This is a genomic window from Nostoc sp. CALU 546 (assembly GCF_048836525.1).
In genome coordinates this window covers 84,053-103,371 of record NZ_JAWJTF010000001.1, presented here as the reverse complement: position 1 = coordinate 103,371, position 19,319 = coordinate 84,053, and the positions used below count along the sequence as shown (strand labels likewise).

Below are 19,319 nucleotides of genomic sequence, written 5' to 3'. Positions count from 1 at the left end.
CAACCCTTACATCCTGCAAAGGTAGCCTTATGACCTCTGCAACCGATCCATCCACCGCCCTCACACCGTTCCCAGACCATACACAACTTCCTGAGTCTGATGGTACATTTGTGAAAAACTTTCAGGAACATCCCCAAAGCATTCTCCTAACGGACTCGATTAAACCGATATTGCAAAAACGTCATCCTGATGGGCAATACTGTATTGGTCAAAATAGCGGTATTTACTGGCGCATCACTGACCCCCCAGAAAAAGGCGCAGAAGCTCCCGACTGGTTTTATGTAGGGAATGTACCACCTACTTTGGATGGGCAAACGCGCAGGTCTTATGTATTATGGCGAGAGTTTATTGCCCCATTGATTGCATTGGAATTTGTTTCTGGGGATGGTAGTCAGGAGTGAGATAAAACTCCGTGGAAGGGTAAATTTTGGATTTATGAACAGGTGATTCGTCCTCCCTTCTACGGCATTTATGAAGTGAATAAAGCCAGTGTAGAAGTTTATGAATTAATTGGTGGACAATATCAGTTATTGACAGCAAATGAACGCGGACATTATCCCATTCATCCTTTAGGAGTTGAGTTAGGGATTTGGCAGGGACAATATTATAATATGGAATTACCTTGGCTACGCTGGTGGGATTTGCAGGGTAATTTGTTGTTGACTAGTGAGGAAAGAGCCGATCGCTTGACTACTCAATTGCGATCGCTCGGCGTTGAACCAGAAGCCTAATATTTTTGGATTGTGGCATACACACAAAAAGCACTATCTGAGCCACACAATTGATTGCAAGGCTGATATAGCAGAGGTTTTAGTTATTTCATTTTTTCAAAACTACATGGAAGGAATTTAAATACCCAGTAATGGTTTTAGCTAATGTCTTCTGCTGTTTTTTTGTAGTTATTGCCATTACTTGATATAATCTCCCTTCAGCAACATACATTCTACTTTTAGTGATTTTCCCTCCAGAATTGATGTACTCAATTTCTTTGCCAGGATGATTATTGGAACTACGAATGTTTCGTTGACTAATTAAATTACTTTTCGTAGTCTTTAAAGCCATATCCCGTGCATTATTAAGTACAGCTTGGGGGTCAGCCATTTCACCGTAACTATAAGGAAAATCATTGTAAGCAACTATGTATGCTACTTGCTGTTTTGGTGGTTCAGCGACAAATATTTCTAAGTTAATTTCCCCCATATAAGTTTTTTGAGATTGGGTATTTCTGTTGGGGCTTCCCGGCATCAAAATACTAAAGCGTCCATCTGGAGGGGTGTATAACTTCCATTGTGGCTGCACGGGTTTAGTGACGGTTGCTTTGACAACAGCCACCGGGGGTTTGGGTTGACGCGCTTCCACGAGAATAGAACCACCACAGACAAAGGTGGCGGCGATTAATGGCAACAGACTTTTCATTGTCATATTTTTTGCCTTTTGAGATGCTGATCTCACTGATGATGCCAGCTGTTATAACCTAGCAGCACATAAAGCAGCACCTATTAGCCCCACTTGCGGATTGAGAATAATATACACGGGTATCTCTTCAAGGAGGCGGCGCATCCTGCCTTTTTGAGTGAAGTTTAATAAGAAACCGCTGTTTTCAATTAATGGTAAGATTTTGGGTGCAATTCCACCAGCGATGTATAAGCCACCATAAGGTAAGAGTTTCAGGGCGAGATTGCCGGCTTCTGCACCATAAGCGTCTATAAATAATTGCAAGGTTTGTTCACAGAGGCGATCGCGTTTTTGTAGTGCAGCTGTACCAATAGCAGCACCAGGATCGACACTTTTCTCTTCTTGTCCCGCTTCTTGTTCCCAAGTTCTCACAACTTGGGCAATATCTGGAGATTCGGCGGCAAATTTGCGATCGCGCAGAAATTGGTAAATTGCCACAATCCCCATTCCAGAAACCACGCGTTCCACAGAAATGCGCTGGATATCATGTTTACCCAGCAGGTATTTCAACAGTTGAAACTCAATCTCGTTCCGAGGGGCAAAGTCAGCGTGTCCACCTTCTGAGGGAAAGACTTGATAGTAGTTTCCCTGTTTAATTAAAAATCCTTGTCCTAAGCCAGTACCAGCACCAATAATTCCAATCGGGGCTTCTGGTTGAGATTTGCCAACTTGCAACGTCAGTAAGTCTTGTTTTTGTAAACCTAAAATGCCATAGCCAACTGCGGCGAAGTCGTTAATCAAAGAAATTTGGGGGATACCCAATTCTTGTTGTAGACGTTCAGTATCCAGGAACCAGACTAAATTGGTTAGTTTGGCAGTATTTTTGACAATAGGCCCTGCGATCGCAAAACAGGCCTTTTCTGGTGTGGGTGTATTAGCTTTGACCAAAAACTGCTGCACTATGGGCACTAAATCGGGAAAATCAGCACTGTGGTAACTTTCCTGATAAATAGTATGTAAAACTGGTGAATCTGATGTTTCAACCAATCGCAGAATAGTTTTCGTACCGCCGATGTCTCCTGCTAGTAACAATGTCATAGAACTTATTCGCGGATTAATTACTTTATTTGTAGGATATACCCAACCTAGCAGAAGCTATGAACACAAATCCCTATTAGAGGTTTAAGCAAATCGAATAACTTCTTCTATGTGGGTTAAATGGGAAGTATCTCCCGTGAGTTCTAATAACCATTCTGGTTCCTGGCGTACCACTTTTACCAAGGAACATAAAGAAGCTTTAACTTCTGTTTTGGCAATTTCCCCTACTAGTCCCATTGCTCCGCCCAACACAGATGCGCCATGTGCCACTAGCAGGATATCCTGTGGGAAGAACTCAGTAGCTAAACATCTGGCAGTTTGCCCAGAACGTTCTCGGACTTTTTCGTGAGTTTCAGGATATTTGGCGGCGATGCGCGATGTATAGCTAGTGTCAATTCTGGGGAATAATTTTGCTAAGGCTGGAGTTGAGAGTCTTTCGGGTTCTTCCGTCATCCAAACTGGGTTTAGCCATTCACTCAAACCTGTTTCGAGTTTGATCGGCAATTTGAGCATTTCTGCAACTGCGTTTGCTGTTTGTACGGTTCGCAGGAAAGGAGAAGCGAAAATATGACCAATGTTTTCTTTTTTCAAACGTTGAGCTAACTGCTGTGCCTGCACCATACCATCATCAGATAATGGCGGATCATAGCGTCGTTCAGCGGTGAGAAACCAATCGGGGTTTACGAAATCGAGGCGGTTAGCGTGTCTTGCTATCCAGACTATTTGACTCATAGGTTTAATTATTCCAATGAATAGAATTCGCCGCTAAACAAATATATAGATATCTGCAAGGAGGGCTGCAAATATTAATATATGACAAAAATTGTAATAATATTTAATAATATAAATGATTAGGAAAAGTTATAAATGCTGTCAACGTAGTTTTACTCAAAGCCTTTTTAGCCAAGCATCTAAAACAACATCGACTATAATAATCTGCTGAAATGTTTAAGATTGTGATAGTGATACTTTGCTTATAGCCTTTTTAGCCATTTTTCTAAAGCTACATCAACTAATCCATTTAGAGAATCATAGCGATCAAATTTATATGTATTAAGTCTTCCACCCCCGATAACAAGAGTAAATTCATTTGCATCAATTTCTAGTAATTGCCTCTCCTCATATGTTAAAGGCTCTGAGTTATTAAGTTTCCTAGTTATTCTGTTTCTATCTTTAGAATGTTGGATCATGTCTTTATATCCTTTATGTTCCTTAGAACCTTTATTTGCTACTATTTCATTCATTATTTTTACTCTATTTGAAAGTGTCTTTTTGGATAAATTCATCTTTGCACCAATTCCACTTGGTACATATCCCTCTAACAAAGCATTGTCTTGCCAATCTGTCCAAATTCTTGCTCTACTTATGCGATCGCTACTATTATTTTTTAAACCTAACCATAAAAATATAATTGGTATTCCTTTACTATCAAAGTAAAATTCCGCGCAGAATTTACTTGTTTTACTGTTACCATTTCCATATCTAAAACTAACAGCAGAAGATATTTCTTCCATCCGTTTATCAAAGCTAAGAACCTTTTGACGAATTTTTAATATTCCTTCTTGTTGTTCAGAAGAGCATTTAGCTAGACGGTTGATCAGTCCTTTAGAAGGTAGAGGTATATCTTCATTTCTCTCTCTGTTCTGATGAGGAATTTCTATTTTTGAAACCTTCTCATTATCTAAATCTAAATTTCTTATCTGCAAATAATAGTTAAACTCATCTGCTAATACGGCAAATTCAAAAAAATCAATAGACAAATGATGATATTTTTTATCTATAAAATTATCTCTATGAAAATTAGGCTTAATTGCTATTAAGCTAATAGGTTGTTGATAGTCTATTTCGTCTTCTAAAGGTTTTACTTCCTGCAAAGTGTCATAATATCGAGTTAGCTGCTGAACAATATATCTATCTTCAGCATTTTTCAATTCCAGTACTACTAACTGTTTATTTTCTCTCAATGCTAAAATATCACAAATTTGACCATTAACATAATATTGTCGTTTTAGCGGAATTAACCCGAAAAGTTCCTTTAAATTAGCCCAAACAAAATCTTCTAAATCAGCTTCAGTCGCAAATTTCCAACTATTACCCGTTTTTATTAAATTCACGAAATCCATTATCTCGCTCTGACTTTAGTAAATTACTACCTTTAGTATTCCCAAAGCTAGAGAAGAATTTATACAATTGATTACAACTTCAACCATCCAAATAGTTGTCCTACGGTTAATTGAAAGCCGCTAACTAAATCGGGAACTGGTAATATTTCTTGTTCTTCTTGTAAAAGTTCTGGTTGCTGCTTTGGTGGATAAACTAAAACAGAGCGATCGCCTGGATCGATTAACCAACCTAAACGACTACCATATTTTAAACAATGCAAAATATTTCCGGTTACTTTAGTCTGGCTTTGTTCTGGCGAAAGAATCTCAATCGTCCAGTCTGGATAGGTATGAAAAACATTTGCCACCTCCCCACGTTCATCTAAGGGAATCCGTTCCCAAGCAAATACTGCTACATCAGGGACAATTGAGCGTCCGCCAAAAGTACACCTCAATTCTGGGAAAGCAAGGGCAATTTTTCGACTTTCACCTACTTCATTTATACCTGTGACTAACTTACCCTGTAATTTACTATGTTTTCCTTGAGGCATTGGCTTTTGAATAATTTGACTGTTGATGTATTCTGAGCTAGGCTTTGTTTCTGGTAGTTTCAAAAACTCTTCTAAAGTTAGGGGTTTAGTTGGTGATTTTACCATTTGCTTTTACTTCCTAATTTTTTACATACAACAATCATGTATCGTTTAAAATTTTAACTGGGTAAGCACGAATTGCATCATCGACAGTCACAATAGTAAGGTCATGCTGCAAAGCCCTCAAACTCACTTACAATATTCTCTGGCAGTGGTTCATCAAAATCATCGGGTACAATAAACTCTCCTGCACAGAGTCCGAATGGTCTAGAGAGATCAGGTGCTTTTACCGTCGGTTTAATTTCAGCAATTGGCTTTCCACCACGTATAATTACAAGAGTTTCCCCAGCTTCAACGCGCTGAAGGTAGCCTAATAAGTCACGTTTTATTTCATCGACACTAATCCAGTTCATAAGAAAATTATTGGATTATTACTCTAGTATAATCATCACCCTAAATAATCTTTTTTAACTCGCTCATCACTAATCAATTCTGATGCTGCGCCTGTTAAATAATTCATTTGCGAAACTCATCCCAAAGTTCAAAGAATCTATGAAATGCTTCTACCTCAGATTAAGTTGAATTGATGATGAATAAATACCAATTTATAGCATTACTCATGTGATAATTTTCGCGTAACCATTTATCAAAATTTTCTTCTAGATCGCAATTGAGTTGCTTTACTTTAGGGATATTGTGTTCAACAACTGCTATATTATAACCAAGTAGCAAAGCCTGTAGTGCAGTTAAAGATTTCCTGCCTAGATAAAGACCAGGATGCGAACGGACTGTGTTAAGGAAATATTCAAATGTTGAACTCTTAAATAATGTAAATATCAATATAATATTTACCCCAAATAAGCCTTTTTAACTCGCTCATCACTAATTAATTCTGATGCTGCACCAGTTAAAGTTATAGAACCAGCTTCTAAAACATAACCGCGATCGGCAATTTGTAGCGCCAGATTAGCGTTTTGTTCAACTAATAGAATAGTCACGCCTGTAGCCCGGAGATTTTCAATAATTGAGAAGATTTCCCGGACGATCGCAGGTGCTAAACCTAAGCTAGGCTCGTCTAAAAGTAAGAGTTGTGGTCTACTCATGACAGCACGTGCGATCGCTAACATTTGTTGTTCACCACCGCTGAGGGTTCCTGCTAGTTGATTGCGTCTTTGTGACAAGCGGGGAAATAGCTCAAATTGGCGCTGAATATCTGCTTTTATCTCAGCTTGATTGGAGCGAATATAAGCACCCAAAAGTAAGTTATCAAATACTGTTTGCCGCGTTAATACTCTGCGCCCTTCAGGACAATGGGCGATACCAAGTTGTACAACTTCGTGAGTTTGGCGGCGGGTAATATTATGTCCATTATAGATAATTACACCACTCTTAGGATTAACTACTTTAGATATGGCACGGAGCGTAGTAGTTTTACCAGCACCATTAGCACCAATTAAAGTAACTACCTCGCCTTTTTGAATAATTAAATTAATCTTTTTCAGAGCTTGGATGCCGCCATAATTAACATCAAGTTCTTGAATTTCTAAAATTGTATGGTTTGGACTACTATCGGATTTCATCAGCGGTTTATATCCAGAAATGTTGATTCAAAACCTAGTATACATAAATGTTGAATTATCGGATTTTTTTTAACATTCAACACTTTTGCTAAAGAAAATATTGTATTAGGATTTTATGCTCCTTATAAACGCGAATTTACTGATTTTGTTGTTGGATAATTAGCAGGAAATAAGCAATAGTAAACTTTGCCCTAATGATCCACTATCCGGTAAACTCAGAAATGCTGCGTTATTCCTCATCATGTCCGATTCCCAAACTGTTAGTGCTGCTGTTGCCAAACTCTACAATACCTACCCCTTTCCGCCCGAAGCCCTGTTGGATGAACCACCTCCAGGTTACAACTGGCGCTGGAATTGGCTAGCCGCTCATAACTTCTGCACAGGTCAAAAACCCCAAAGGCAGGATATTCGGATTTTAGATGCAGGTTGCGGTACTGGTGTGGGTACAGAGTACCTGGTTCACCTCAATCCTCAAGCTTCTGTGGTGGGAATTGACCTCAGTACAGGCGCTTTAGCTGTAGCAACAGAGCGTTGTCAGCGTTCAGGGGCTAACCGCGTTGAATTTCATCACCTCAGTTTGTTTGACGTGGAACAGTTACCAGGTGAGTTTGATTTAATTAACTGTGTTGGCGTTTTGCATCATACTCCCGATCCCATTCGCGGTATTCAAGCTTTGGCGAAGAAGTTAGCCCCAGGCGGGTTGATGCACATTTTTGTGTATGGGGAATTGGGGCGCTGGGAAATTCAACTCATGCAAAAAGCGATCGCACTTATTCAAGGTGACAAAAAAGGCGACTACCGCGATGGTGTCCAAGTCGGGCGAAAAATATTTGCTTCCTTACCAGAAAATAACCGAATTGTCAAATACGATAAACAACGTTGGTCATTAGAAAACAACAAGGATGAATACTTTGCTGATATGTACGTTCATCCCCAAGAAATTGACTACAACATTGAGACGCTGTTTGAATTAATTGATGCTTCGGGATTGGAATTTATTGGTTTCTCAAATCCGAGTTTCTGGGATTTAGAAAGACTTTTGGGTAAAGCACCAGAGTTAGTGGAACGGGCAAAAGAATTGAGCGATCGCCAGCTTTACCGCCTGATAGAATTATTAGACCCAGAAGTAACTCATTACGAGTTTTTCCTCGGTCGTCCTCCCTTAATCAAAGCTGACTGGTCAGACGATAACGCCCTACTAAGAGCGATTCCCGAACTTAATCCTTGCATTGAGGGATTTCCCAGTCAATGTTTCTTTAATTACGATTACCAGATTGTTAACTTATCTGTAGCAGAGTTTGAGTTTATGCAAAAGTGTGACAAAAATTCCACAATTGCAGAAATTTTGGCAGGTATAGAACTGGGATTAGATGGGGTAAGAACGCTCCTGCAACAGCAGCTAATTTTGTTGACACCTGCTTAGGAACTTCCAAGTAAAAAAAATCCAATTATTGATTGTGGGATGGCCGTTTCGACTATCCCACAAAAGATATTTATCAAGAAAAGCAGTTATTGCTAGAGGAAAACTGCCCTGGAGCTTCAGTAAAGCAATGCGTCTGGCAGACTACGCCAATGCACTAAGAACAAGGGTTTTAGTCCCCCATTTTCGTGTCAGCTTTGCACTGCGTAGGAGAGTTCAGGGCTGCCAAATCATCCGGGGTCGAATAATGAATGCGCCTTCTGCCTCCTGCCTCCTGCCTCCTGCCTCCTTCAAGCCACAACAGCCGGACTTGCTACCTTCTCTTGTCTTTGGGAAGGCGGACGCATTTCCAAACCAAGTAAATTCAGCATTTCTCGGTCAGTATCGTAATCTGGACAGGGAGTTGTTACCGTCAACATCTTATTGTCGTCACTGGAAAAGATAGAATTAGCTCCTGCCATAAAGCAGAAAGCTTGCTCAACTTGAGAAAGTCTCGCCCTACCGGCACTAAGACGCACATCGGAAGTTGGCATTAAAATCCTGGCTGTGGCAATCATCCGCACAATATCCCAAATGGGGACATCAGGCTGATTTTCTAAGGGTGTGCCTGGTACTTGTGAAAGAATATTAATTGGTACGGACTCTGGATGGGGATGTAAATTTGCCAGAGTTTGTAACATTCCAACACGGTCATCGACAGTTTCGCCTAAGCCCAGGATGCCGCCGGAACAGACAGTGACGTTTGTCTGACGGACATTCTCAATTGTGTTCAAGCGATCGCCATATGTCCTTGTGGTAATAATTGTGCTGTAATATTCCTGCGAGGTATCTAAGTTATGGTTGTAGGCGTAAAGTCCCGCTTCTTCCAATTTTTTGGCCTGATTTGCCGTCAACATACCTAGAGTGCAGCACACTTCTAAACCCATTGCGGTTACATCCTTGACCATATCCAGGACTTCCTCAAATTGTGAGTTATCCCGCACTTCTCGCCAAGCAGCACCCATGCAGATGCGACTAACACCAGTTTCTTTAGCTTTCTGGGCGATGTTAACCACCGTTTCTTTTTCGAGGAGTGCTTGCGCCTTTACCTCTGTTTTATAGCGGGAAGATTGGGCACAGTAGCTACAATCTTCTGGACAACCTCCCGTTTTAATCGATATGAGCTTACAAACTTGTATTTTTGTTGGGTCATGATATTGGCGATGCACGCTAGCAGCTTGATAAACAAGCTCTAGCAATGGCGTGTTGTATATCGCCCGAATCTCTAATTCCTGCCAATCGTAGCGTATTCCCACCACATCACTATCCTTCTTGTAAACTGGGTTAATCAAGAGCTGTCTTTTGCTTGAATTTCCTGCGGTACAGCGTTTGGGCAAAGCGATTTTATCGAAGTTATGCCCCGCACTGTGCTTTGTCACCCATTGGCTCTCAATCCTTCCGCTCTAGATATTAGACATCAGCTTATCAAGATTTTGGTTGAATGGCAGATTAAGAGTAAAAATACTCACTCTATCTTGTTGTAAGGATCGTGGATTTAATAACCTGTGTAGTCGCGTCACAAGCTTAAATTGTGAGCATATATGCTGACCATTAACCAAGCAACACAAATTTCACAAACCAAAATGATGACGCATCTTTTGAGCAATTTCTTCATGAAATTGAAGGTTAGACAGCAAAATTAATGTCACCTTTTCACTGGAGAAAATCAGTCCCAAACATAGATAAATTTATTCTTAATCGCAGCAGGAGCGGGCAGATAAAATTACCTGATTGTGGCGAAAATCTGCCAGATATTCCTCTAAAACACTAAATTGGGGCAAATTTAAACTGTAATAAATCCAGCGTCCTTCCTGACGGGAGTTAACTAAGCCAGCTTCCTTGAGGGTTTTCAGGTGAAAAGATAGCTTTGACTGATTTACCCCCAAGGCTTCACACAAATCACATACACATAATTCTCGCTGTCGTAGTAATTCCAGCACACTAATCCTGAGTGGATCAGAAAGGGCGTGAAAGCCAGCAGCAATCAAATGAGGAATGGTAGCTGAGGAAATGAGCATCAATTACAGTTTGATAAGGGTATGGTAACTCTATTGTGAACTAGAAACTATAGCTTTAGGTGCGTAGACGCGCAGGGGCTTGTCGTCAGACATCGTGCTTGAACAAGACTATTTTTTACTAAGATGTATATTATATCAATCTCTAATTTACCCATTCATGAGATACGGTATCTGACAGCAGCTTCTGGTGGTATTGGTGTTATTGAGAGATATTTACCAGTTTTACTAGCAGAAGTTGATTATTTACCTAATAATTTAGAGGCAATTACTGTTACTAGTGATCTACAAGGAATTGACCCGAAAAATCAACAACTTCTCGGTTATCTTGTTATAGAAGAATTAGAAAATTTGGCAGAGAACGGAAAAATCCCCTCACTAAAAAATACAGGCATTATATTAGCAGGTGATTTATATGCAGAGGTCAATAGACGTAGTGGAGTAGTGGGCGATATCCGAGAAATTTGGCAAGCTTTTAATCGACGATTTTGTTGGGTGGCTGGTGTTGCTGGAAATCACGATAGTTTGGGAAATACACAAGAAGAAATTCAGATTTTTAAACAAAATCGGAGTATTTACTATCTTGATGGTGATATCAGAAGAAATGGTGAGCTTAATCTTGCCGGAATTTCTGGTATTATCGGCAAAAAAAGCAAACCCTTCAGACGCTCTGAGAAAGAATTTATTAAAGCAATTCGGGAACTGATAAAGCAGTCACCAGATATTTTAATTTTACATGAAGGGCCGGATTACCCACAAGGTAATTTGGTTGGTAAAGAATCTATCCGCAAGGAGTTAGAAAAAATCAATCTAACTAATAATTTATTAGTTATCTGTGGTCATTCTTATTGGAAAATTCCGATGATCACTTTAGAAAATGGTATCCAAGTCATCAAAGCAGATAGCCGTGTTATCGTACTTCAGGCGAAGAAATAATATCAAGTCCCTATTAAGATATAAAATTGGGCGATCGCAGTTAACATCAGGGCATAATTCTTTTTACATCAGAATAGGCAAGTATTTTTTCATCTACACTCACCAAAGGAACATCATACATTCTTGCTGTTGAAACGATAATTCTATCGGCTGGATCTTTATGAAAATTTCCTGGAAGTGAGTACGAATCAATGGCAATTTGGGGAGTAATTGATAGAAGAATTACTCCCTCTTGTGCCAAAGCAATATCGAACCATTCTTGAATCGAACAGGGAAGAATTAACTTCTTTTGGGTAACAAGTCTGCTAATCTCTAACAAACTGATGGAGCAAACCCTAAACCATGAGGTCTTTCCCTATTTATTGCTTCACGGTGGAGAGGAGTCAACTTGGAATCATTGTGATTCCACCAAACCCAAATATGAGTATCAAGAACGATCACAAATCATTCACTTCCAAATTCTGATTCATTTCCCAATCATCAGGAGAAATAACAGGTTCATTTGGATCTGCCAAATAAGCATAGGGTTGCATTTTTACAAGAGGATTAATGGCAAATTTGCCTTGATTCTCAGAAGAATAGCTAATTTGCCCAAACTTTTCTTGAATACTTTCCCTCAAAATAGAAGAAGCTAATTCTTCAACAGACATTTCTTTTAAAGCAGCAGCTTTAATTAAAGATTCTTGAGTTTCTTGACTGATGTAAATATTAGTACCAATCATTTTTCACCCTATCTACTTTTTTACATGATATCAAGCATCATCAGCAAAAATTTTAGTCATATAATGTTGGGTTTCCTTCCTCTAATCAACTAACGAGATCGGCGATCGCTCCTGAAGCAGAGGCTACAGCTTCAGGTTGATAGCGGATGCCGGCTTGCTTGAAGCGATGTAAAACTTCACCCAAGCGATCGCAATCTGCAATCAAACTGATCCTTACATAACCCTCACCTGCAACCCCAAAGGCATTACCTGGAGTCAGAACAACACCAGTTTGTTGCAACACATTCAAGGCAAAATCTGTGGAACCCATACCAACGGGACATTTCACCCAAAGATACATTGTCGCCTTAGTTTTGGGAATCTCCCAACCCAACTCTCCTAATCCGTCAATGAGAAAATCGCGGCGGGTACGGTAGCGTTGTTGTACTTCGTGCAAATAGACATCTGGTAGTTGCAAAGCGGTTTCGGCGGCTTTTTGCAAGGCGGAAAAAATGCCGTAATCTAAGTTAGTTTTCAGTGTCCGTAAACCTTGAATTACATGGCGATTACCCACGACAAAACCAACGCGCCAACCAGCCATATTGTAGGTTTTAGATAAGGTGTGAAATTCCACACCAATTTCTTTCGCACCGGGAATTTCTAACAGGCTAGTGGGTTGATAACCATCAAAAGCTAACTCGGCGTAACACAAATCATGCACCAGCAAAATTTCATATTTGCGGGCGAAGGCGACGATTTCTTCAAAGAATTCGCGGGGGGCGGTGGCGGCGGTGGGATTGCTGGGATAGTTGAAATAGAGAATTTTAGCTTGTCGTGCAACTTCATCAGGAATGGCGGCTAAATCAATTAACCAGTCATTTTCGGGTTTCAGAATCAAGCTGTGGATTTTCCCACCAGCGATCGCTGGGCCCCGAAAATGTGCAGGATAAGCTGGGGAAGGAACCAGAACTAAATCGCCAGGGTTAACGTAAGCGATCGCTAAATGGGTTAATCCTTCTTTAGAACCAAGCAGTGGTAAGGCTTCACTATCAGGATCGAGAACCACACCATAACGGCGATGATACCAGTTGGTAATCGCACGGCGAAAACTAGCAGTCCCTTCAAAAGGCGGATAACCGTGATTTGCAGGATCTTGCAAGGCTGCGATCGCCGCTTCTACAACTGGTGCTGGCGTTGCACCATCGGGGTTTCCCATGCCCAAATCAATTAAATCCAACCCTTGTTCCCGTGCTTTAGCTTTCAGTTCATCTAAACGGGCAAATACATAAGGTGGTAGTTTTTGTATGCGTTCTGCTGGGACAATCCAATTTAAACTCATAAAACCTCGTCACTCATTCCCTTGGGCGAAACTCGATTCGTAGTGTCTCTACTATCTATAGGTGCAGTAGTAGAAACCATTGCCGCCATTAACTGTTCTGGCGCGACTTTAAACGGTAGTCGATGGATGTCAGAATTAGGAACTAGAGCAATTTCAGCGGCCGTTTGCAACTCGCCTAATGTAATATTGCCCAATCCCAAATCACTCAATTTTTGGGGTAGTCCAATTTCTGTGTAGAACTTTAACAACTGTTGTCGTGATGATGCTGCTAGTTGATTGCCTTGTAGCATTTCTTCTAAACGCAGTTGCACCAAAATTCCAAAAGCAACTTTTTCGCCATGAATACTGCCATGTCCTGAAATGTGCGTTAAACCATTATGCACGGCATGGGCGGCAACTGTGCGACACTGCGCCCCTCCAAGTCCGCCAACTACTCCAGCGAGTAAAACACTGGCGTCTACCACTTCTCGCCAAATTTCACTACCTGGTTCTTTCAGGGCGGTGACTGACTTTTGCAAAAGGATATCTCGCAAAACTCGTGCTTGTTGCACCGCAGCAATAATTAAAGTGTCTTGCAAGTGTCCACTACTAACTGAAGCTTCGTACCATTTAGCGATCGCATCACCAATTCCAGCTACTAAAGTCCGTTGTGGTGCAGTTTTAATCAAGTCATAATCGAGTATCAATAAATCGGGACAACGAGATAGCCCCACATCGTAGAGAAACGCCCCATCTTCGGAATAAACATTCGATAAGGCACTCCAAGCTGCACAAGTAGCCCCTGATGTCGGAATTGTCACCACAGGCAACTGTAACTGCTGCGCGAGTAATTTCGCTGTATCTAGGGCTTTGCCCCCACCAAAACCAATAATCACATCAGCTGTGTGTTCTTTTGCCGCCTTTTGTAAAGACTTCAGGCTAGCTTCACAGCAATCTGCACCATAAGTAGCTTGGACAGTTTGTAACTGTTGTCTTTCTAAAACTGGTTGCAAATTTTGTTGGCTAATGGCAAGAGTAGAATCACCTGTCACAACTAAGGGGCGACTTCCCAAACAGGCGATTTCTGCTGCGGCTGCTTGCAATACCCCAGAACCACGAATTACTTTTGCTGGGGCAACTGTGAGCGTCAATAATGAACTAGAGTTTTGAGTAGACAAAGAAGGTTGAGTAATAAAATTATTGTGCATATAATCTAGTTTGCCAAAACTTTGATATTTCTTAATCAAATAGACTAGTGATCAAGGATACTTGTTGCCAAGCGGGTTTTGGAATGGCTCCAACCTTACAGCCGACTCATCTGGATTTGAGCCAAGCAATGAAATAGACAAAGCCTATAGCCGACTGATTGAGTAGTTTGACGACGTTGCTTGAATCTATAATGCCCATTGACCTGAAATTCCGAACTATCAAAGTTTTGAATAACCGTATAACTAATTAACATTACCATTGTCAGATTCTCAAGAAAAGCAATTGAGAATCGATAATGTGTAGGCATTCATGGCGTTCATGCTATTTCATGCTATTTCATGCAATCCTTAGCTACAGATACATACTTAGGGGTGTGCAACTATACGCCCCTACAACTGATTCCCTTGCTGCAAAGACTTGTGAAAATGGCAACAATTGTAATTAGGACAACAACTGACAAATCACAACTGTCAGTACCCATTACCCGCACGCCGATTAACTTTTTATCACAGTGTAACCACTAAAGTGTGAATATCTTAATCTAAATATAACTATTAATGTATCAGTAAATACAAAATATATTTTGTCATCCTGATAACAGGTAAATAAATTTTGTTTTCTGGGATTGGGATTAGGGAAGAGGTGACAGTTGAGAGGTTATAGGGAATAATCTGTACCCTATAACCTGTACTCTATTCCCTTCTTTACTCCTCTGCCTCTTAAGCAGTAGGTTTTGGCAATTTGGCGAAATTGTCTGTGTAAATTTTGACTGTTACTGGAGAATTTTGATGAGAAACGAGCGATCGCTTGGCCTCACCCAAGTAAACTGGTACAGAAGTCCCTGGTTCCGGGTGGATAATGGTACGAGCGCGAACTGTCAACTTGTCGTCTTCCCGTGTACCTGAACGACCATAAGAAAACAAATTACTAGCTGCTTGACGTAAAGTTGCTTCTAATTGTGTGGGTGTAATTTGAGTTGATGTAGCAATCACTGCTTGGGTTGACCCATTGTCATAAACTAAAGTATACCTGGCTGCTCCTGGAATCACAGTCCGACTCAAGGGAACTATTGAGAGTGCAAATAAACCACCAGTCAGCACCAGCATAAAGCCAGTCGTACCCACCAGTCGAAAGCGGATGCCCCATTTGAGAATAAAAGCCAAAACTGTTAAGGCAGCAAATACCAAGGTAGCTATACCTGACCATTGGGTGTACTGAAGAAAGTTAGCTGTTGTGAGCATAAGGTTGGTTATGGATGCGTCTTTTTTTCGTTACCGACACACCCATTTTACCGGAGAGCTTACACCATAAGGGTTATCGTAACCATCGCTTGATGCGATTGTATTAGACAGGACTTACGCAAACAATAGCCAAAACCCTGATTTGACGGTAGGGGCAATTCATGAATTGCCCCTACTGCGTGTAGTTTTGCGTAAGTCTTATTAGAAAAAGTGAGAAATATTTTAGTGATCAACAACAAGACCGTGGAGGTTTCATAGCAACCACTGATTACAAATTACGTTAGCGAGTCCGTGAGCGTCATTAAAAATTACGAATTACGAATTACGAATTACGAATTATTTAGTATTGCCGACAAATAATAGATTTATTTCCATCATCTGAAGTTGAAACATATATCCTATATTCTGCCGAACATATTTCAAATGAATTACCTGTGGTGATTTGGATGTCATCGGCAAGCTCACAAGTGTGAAATTGTCCTTTTTCATCGAAAGATATATAACTTTTTCCTCGGCAGGGAAAATTAGATATCCCCGAAAGAGAACTGGAAACTTGTACAGTCATATTTTGCTTAAGTATACAAGTTAACAGTGAACCATTGGGATAATAAATTATATTTCCTGCTTCACACTCAATTGCTGCTTTAGCAGGTGGAGTAAAAGCAAAACTTATTGTAGATAATCCTAATGAAGAAGTTAAAAATACAAAGCCTTGTAAGGATAATTTCATGAATAAATTGCGGTTTTTTATGAAGCTAAATCTTTATTTAAATTATGTTTAACTGAGGAAAATAATAAATATACAAAAGGGCATCTACAAGAGATGCCCGTCATGCAGGAAAACCCCAAAGGGTTGTCCCTACACCTTCCCAACAATCAGCAACAGTGACTAATTAGGTATTAGTCACACTCACAGTCACAGACGTGAATATAGTAATCTTATTAACTTAAAACTCTAAATGTCCCCAGTGCATACACTGAAAACTAATCATTACTTATAGTAAGTTATTATGTCTGCTCAGGCATAGCCCGTGCTAGACATCGTTTGATCCTTTAATATTTAGATGAATTAACTTTTTATCGAACATAATTCAGGAGTCAGAATGGGCTAAACGCCCTGCTAACGATAACAGAATGAATTCTGTATGACTGGCGGTGCTTCGCAGCGTTAGCGACGCAGGAGCGTCTGAATAATCGGCGTTTTTGCACCCCCACGAATTGAAAATTTGGTGATGCAACAATTCCTGCGCCAGTCTGAATCCCCGACTGATTTATTCTGACTCCTGAATTCTGAATTCTGAATTCTTCTTCAAGATGTAAATACTTACTGTTCGTCATTTACTAACTAATTTTAACGAGATGCAAGCCTTTCTTGCTCATGACAATGATGTACTACTCCACAAATGGCAGCCAAAATTAACCATGAAAGCGCATTTAAACGAAAATCGAAGAGAGTTACATCTACCATATTCAATAAAATCCAGCCAACAAAAGCTAGAAGATAACTGAAAAATATTAATCTGTCCTTTGCATTTATATATTTTGAATTTTGCAGTAATTGAATACCTGTAATCAAAATCCAAGCGAGTAAACCACAAAATAAAAAAGCACTTGGAAAACCAGTTTCAGCAGATAACATCAAAAACAAGTTATGGGGATGACCCAAAGGAATCTGCATCTTTGCTTTGTAGAGGTCACTAAAACTGCGTAATCCCCAGCCAGTCCAAGGATGTTGTTGGGCTAAAGACCAGGCAAACTCCCACTGAGTTTTTCGCATTAAAGCGACTGGTCTATCTGGATACATATCATCATTTAACCTTGCCCAAAAGAATGCAGGAACTACCCGACGAAAAACTTGAGCGACTGGTAAGGGAGCAAAAGCTGCCAAAAGCACACTAGAAACGATCGCAGCAACACCACCCACAAGAATGCGCCAACCTTGGTAAAGTGCATAAGCTAAACAGGCAAAAATTGCGATCGCCCACCCATTACGCGAGTTGGTGAAAATCAAGGCAATAAAATTTGTAATCACCGCAATGGTTAGGAAGAGAAAGGGGAGTGGGGAGTGGGGACTGGGGAGTGAGGGAGAATTATTGAATAAGTCTCTCCTTTGTCTCTTCTCTATGCCCCATGCCCAATGCCCCATGCCCCATGCCCATTGTTCTAACCACAACCCTAAAGTAAGGATGAAAACTATTGCTAGATAAGCTGCGAAGGTGTTAGCGTGCAAGAAAAGTGAAGCGATGCGACCTGGCGGATTTCCTCCTGGTCTGATTGTCCAAGCTAAGACAATCCACAAAATCTCAAATTTCAAACTCCAGCCTAAAAATAACTGTCCCAAGCCGATAATTATCACTGGCATGGAACCGATCACCAAAATCCAAGCCATTTGCCGCAATTGGGCAAATGTTTGAATCAAAACGCTATGAGCCGCGAAAAGTAAAAAGAATGGTAATAAATTAAATAAGCCGAGGAAAGCTGCTGCTTTGTCTTGGGCAAACCCAGCACTCACGATCAGCAATACACTCAAAAGGGCAAATCCCCAGTTTAAGGGACGGCGACTAATTTTGCGGGCTTGTTTCAACCAAGTTATTAATGATACAAAACCTATAGTCACAGCCCCCAACAAGGGACTCAATGGGAAGATGAATAGTGCCCATAGAGAGTAGTTCCAAGAATATTGCCAACGAGATTTGAAATAGTCAAAAACCTTGTTCAAGCTGGCTCCCAACATTCTTCACGAGTGAGGCGAATTTGAGCTAAGGTGAAAATAGTAGGGATGATTCGACCATAGTTAGTGGCGATCGCTCTCCACCCTAAATCTGCAACAAACCAAGTCCACATCATTGGCCCAATTACGGCAAACATAGTGCGGGCTGCTCCATAACGAGCTGCACTTACTGTCATACCCCGTTGCGCCATTTGCATAGCTACATAGCTTTGAAATTGTTTTGTAGCTACTTCTGAGCCTTTAATCGCAGCTTGTTTTGCTACTTCATAAGTAGCAAAATGGATGGCAAATTGACGGGCAATTTGCTTCAGTACAAGTGGCTGGAGAAGAGAAGTAACCGCGATCGCACTACCACCTTTGAAAAGTAATCCCAAGGGGTCACGTTGCAATAAAAGTGGTAGCGGTTGTTTGAGTTCTGACTTGAGCAGCTGACGCTGTACTTGTACAGTCAATTTTTGCTTTTCCTGCTCCGGCAATTTTTTCCACACCTGTCCTAACAGATGTAAAAATACTTCTGCTTCTAAATCAATAGTTGCCAGCTGATTAGAATAGGGAATTTTTAGATACTTACATACTTGAACTAAAGCTTGTCGGTAAGTTACCTGGCCTGTGCGTCCCCGTAATACAGTCATCCCATCTGCCGCCAAAAAGCGAAAGCGACCTTCTAGTGCGTCTAACCAAGCTTTGCGGTCTTGGCTTTGCACTTCGATGGGTTCGGGTGTGTGTACATAGTCTAGGGGATTGAACTTACGACTAAATAGAATTGCCGTTAAGTCTTGCAATTCCTCTTCAGTCGCTAACTCTAGCGCCGCCCTCATTTCATCCAATTTCCCATCCTCCCTTCCGTGCAGCTTTCTGTACCTTATTCTACTATTAGCTATTTTGTCCTTTGTTATTCGTCCTTGGTCATTTGATAAATAATGACTAAGGACAAATAACAAAGG

19 protein-coding genes and 1 pseudogene are annotated in these 19,319 nt (G+C 40.6%); 3 read left to right on the top strand and 17 right to left on the bottom strand.

The window, feature by feature from the left end:
- Window positions 1–29: 29 nt before the first annotated feature.
- Window positions 30–731: pseudogene (locus tag RRG12_RS00505) on the top strand (Uma2 family endonuclease).
- Between the two features lie 88 nt (window positions 732–819).
- Here the strand turns inward: RRG12_RS00505 and RRG12_RS00500 are convergent.
- The 7 genes from RRG12_RS00500 to RRG12_RS00470 form a co-directional block, all read right to left on the bottom strand.
- Window positions 820–1,422 (bottom strand): hypothetical protein, encoded by a 603-nt coding sequence (locus tag RRG12_RS00500; RefSeq protein ID WP_420757967.1) that lies wholly within the window; start codon window positions 1,420–1,422, stop codon window positions 820–822.
- Window positions 1,423–1,467: 45 nt separating this feature from the next.
- Window positions 1,468–2,493, bottom strand: coding sequence for a glucokinase (locus RRG12_RS00495; protein WP_420757966.1), 1,026 nt, complete (start codon window positions 2,491–2,493; stop codon window positions 1,468–1,470).
- A gap of 84 nt (window positions 2,494–2,577) precedes the next feature.
- Window positions 2,578–3,225, bottom strand: a complete 648-nt coding sequence (locus tag RRG12_RS00490; RefSeq protein ID WP_069071524.1) for a histidine phosphatase family protein — start codon at window positions 3,223–3,225, stop codon at window positions 2,578–2,580.
- Window positions 3,226–3,467: 242 nt separating this feature from the next.
- Complete coding sequence (locus RRG12_RS00485; protein WP_420757965.1) at window positions 3,468–4,607, bottom strand: endonuclease NucS domain-containing protein; 1,140 nt, start codon at window positions 4,605–4,607, stop codon at window positions 3,468–3,470.
- 80 nt (window positions 4,608–4,687) lie between these two features.
- Complete coding sequence (locus tag RRG12_RS00480) at window positions 4,688–5,251, bottom strand: Uma2 family endonuclease (RefSeq protein ID WP_420757964.1); 564 nt, start codon at window positions 5,249–5,251, stop codon at window positions 4,688–4,690.
- A gap of 101 nt (window positions 5,252–5,352) precedes the next feature.
- A complete protein-coding gene (locus tag RRG12_RS00475) occupies window positions 5,353–5,598 on the bottom strand; it encodes a type II toxin-antitoxin system Phd/YefM family antitoxin (RefSeq protein WP_420757963.1) in 246 nt (81 codons plus the stop codon).
- A 435-nt stretch (window positions 5,599–6,033) separates the two neighbouring features.
- The gene (locus RRG12_RS00470; RefSeq protein WP_420757962.1) at window positions 6,034–6,765 is read right to left on the bottom strand and encodes an ABC transporter ATP-binding protein; all 732 of its coding nucleotides are present in this window, start codon (window positions 6,763–6,765) and stop codon (window positions 6,034–6,036) included.
- 241 nt (window positions 6,766–7,006) lie between these two features.
- On the opposite strand from RRG12_RS00470, the gene RRG12_RS00465 reads away from it, so the two are divergent.
- The gene (locus tag RRG12_RS00465; protein WP_069071519.1) at window positions 7,007–8,188 is read left to right on the top strand and encodes a class I SAM-dependent methyltransferase; all 1,182 of its coding nucleotides are present in this window, start codon (window positions 7,007–7,009) and stop codon (window positions 8,186–8,188) included.
- A gap of 287 nt (window positions 8,189–8,475) precedes the next feature.
- Here RRG12_RS00465 and bioB read toward each other — a convergent pair whose 3' ends face one another.
- Window positions 8,476–9,483 (bottom strand): biotin synthase BioB, encoded by a 1,008-nt coding sequence (gene bioB, locus RRG12_RS00460; protein ID WP_420758042.1) that lies wholly within the window; start codon window positions 9,481–9,483, stop codon window positions 8,476–8,478.
- Window positions 9,484–9,918: 435 nt separating this feature from the next.
- On the bottom strand, window positions 9,919–10,242 hold the full coding sequence (locus RRG12_RS00455; protein ID WP_069071518.1) for an ArsR/SmtB family transcription factor: 324 nt from the start codon (window positions 10,240–10,242) through the stop codon (window positions 9,919–9,921).
- Between the two features lie 123 nt (window positions 10,243–10,365).
- Between RRG12_RS00455 and RRG12_RS00450 the strand changes: the two genes are divergently transcribed.
- The gene (locus RRG12_RS00450) at window positions 10,366–11,175 is read left to right on the top strand and encodes a metallophosphoesterase family protein (RefSeq protein WP_420757961.1); all 810 of its coding nucleotides are present in this window, start codon (window positions 10,366–10,368) and stop codon (window positions 11,173–11,175) included.
- A 46-nt stretch (window positions 11,176–11,221) separates the two neighbouring features.
- On the opposite strand, the gene RRG12_RS00445 is transcribed toward RRG12_RS00450, so the two are convergent.
- The 8 genes from RRG12_RS00445 to RRG12_RS00410 form a co-directional block, all read right to left on the bottom strand.
- On the bottom strand, window positions 11,222–11,494 hold the full coding sequence (locus RRG12_RS00445; protein ID WP_420757960.1) for a type II toxin-antitoxin system VapC family toxin: 273 nt from the start codon (window positions 11,492–11,494) through the stop codon (window positions 11,222–11,224).
- Window positions 11,495–11,612: 118 nt separating this feature from the next.
- Window positions 11,613–11,897 carry a hypothetical protein gene (locus tag RRG12_RS00440; protein ID WP_069071515.1) on the bottom strand — a complete coding sequence of 95 codons (285 nt, stop codon included), beginning with the start codon at window positions 11,895–11,897 and terminating at the stop codon, window positions 11,613–11,615.
- An 85-nt stretch (window positions 11,898–11,982) separates the two neighbouring features.
- A complete protein-coding gene (locus RRG12_RS00435; protein WP_420757959.1) occupies window positions 11,983–13,215 on the bottom strand; it encodes an aspartate aminotransferase in 1,233 nt (410 codons plus the stop codon).
- Window positions 13,212–14,402, bottom strand: a complete 1,191-nt coding sequence (locus tag RRG12_RS00430; RefSeq protein ID WP_420757958.1) for an iron-containing alcohol dehydrogenase family protein — start codon at window positions 14,400–14,402, stop codon at window positions 13,212–13,214. The genes RRG12_RS00435 and RRG12_RS00430 overlap by 4 nt, the downstream gene beginning before the upstream one ends.
- A 720-nt stretch (window positions 14,403–15,122) precedes the next feature.
- Window positions 15,123–15,644 carry a Ycf51 family protein gene (locus tag RRG12_RS00425; RefSeq protein WP_069071512.1) on the bottom strand — a complete coding sequence of 174 codons (522 nt, stop codon included), beginning with the start codon at window positions 15,642–15,644 and terminating at the stop codon, window positions 15,123–15,125.
- 340 nt (window positions 15,645–15,984) lie between these two features.
- The gene (locus RRG12_RS00420; RefSeq protein ID WP_069071511.1) at window positions 15,985–16,374 is read right to left on the bottom strand and encodes a hypothetical protein; all 390 of its coding nucleotides are present in this window, start codon (window positions 16,372–16,374) and stop codon (window positions 15,985–15,987) included.
- Between the two features lie 621 nt (window positions 16,375–16,995).
- Complete coding sequence (locus RRG12_RS00415) at window positions 16,996–18,378, bottom strand: O-antigen ligase family protein (RefSeq protein WP_420757957.1); 1,383 nt, start codon at window positions 18,376–18,378, stop codon at window positions 16,996–16,998.
- Complete coding sequence (locus RRG12_RS00410; protein ID WP_069071509.1) at window positions 18,360–19,202, bottom strand: YaaW family protein; 843 nt, start codon at window positions 19,200–19,202, stop codon at window positions 18,360–18,362. The genes RRG12_RS00415 and RRG12_RS00410 overlap by 19 nt, the downstream gene beginning before the upstream one ends.
- Window positions 19,203–19,319: the final 117 nt, after the last annotated feature.

Coding starts and splice junctions, on each gene's coding strand:
- RRG12_RS00500 (WP_420757967.1), bottom strand. CDS start 1,422: ATGACAATGAAAAGTCTGTTGCCATTAATCGCCGCCACCTTTGTCTGT.
- RRG12_RS00495 (WP_420757966.1), bottom strand. CDS start 2,493: ATGACATTGTTACTAGCAGGAGACATCGGCGGTACGAAAACTATTCTG.
- RRG12_RS00490 (WP_069071524.1), bottom strand. CDS start 3,225: ATGAGTCAAATAGTCTGGATAGCAAGACACGCTAACCGCCTCGATTTC.
- RRG12_RS00480 (WP_420757964.1), bottom strand. CDS start 5,251: ATGGTAAAATCACCAACTAAACCCCTAACTTTAGAAGAGTTTTTGAAA.
- RRG12_RS00475 (WP_420757963.1), bottom strand. CDS start 5,598: ATGAACTGGATTAGTGTCGATGAAATAAAACGTGACTTATTAGGCTAC.
- RRG12_RS00470 (WP_420757962.1), bottom strand. CDS start 6,765: ATGAAATCCGATAGTAGTCCAAACCATACAATTTTAGAAATTCAAGAA.
- RRG12_RS00465 (WP_069071519.1), top strand. CDS start 7,007: ATGTCCGATTCCCAAACTGTTAGTGCTGCTGTTGCCAAACTCTACAAT.
- RRG12_RS00455 (WP_069071518.1), bottom strand. CDS start 10,242: ATGCTCATTTCCTCAGCTACCATTCCTCATTTGATTGCTGCTGGCTTT.
- RRG12_RS00450 (WP_420757961.1), top strand. CDS start 10,366: ATGTATATTATATCAATCTCTAATTTACCCATTCATGAGATACGGTAT.
- RRG12_RS00440 (WP_069071515.1), bottom strand. CDS start 11,897: ATGATTGGTACTAATATTTACATCAGTCAAGAAACTCAAGAATCTTTA.
- RRG12_RS00435 (WP_420757959.1), bottom strand. CDS start 13,215: ATGAGTTTAAATTGGATTGTCCCAGCAGAACGCATACAAAAACTACCA.
- RRG12_RS00430 (WP_420757958.1), bottom strand. CDS start 14,402: ATGCACAATAATTTTATTACTCAACCTTCTTTGTCTACTCAAAACTCT.
- RRG12_RS00425 (WP_069071512.1), bottom strand. CDS start 15,644: ATGCTCACAACAGCTAACTTTCTTCAGTACACCCAATGGTCAGGTATA.
- RRG12_RS00420 (WP_069071511.1), bottom strand. CDS start 16,374: ATGAAATTATCCTTACAAGGCTTTGTATTTTTAACTTCTTCATTAGGA.
- RRG12_RS00415 (WP_420757957.1), bottom strand. CDS start 18,378: ATGTTGGGAGCCAGCTTGAACAAGGTTTTTGACTATTTCAAATCTCGT.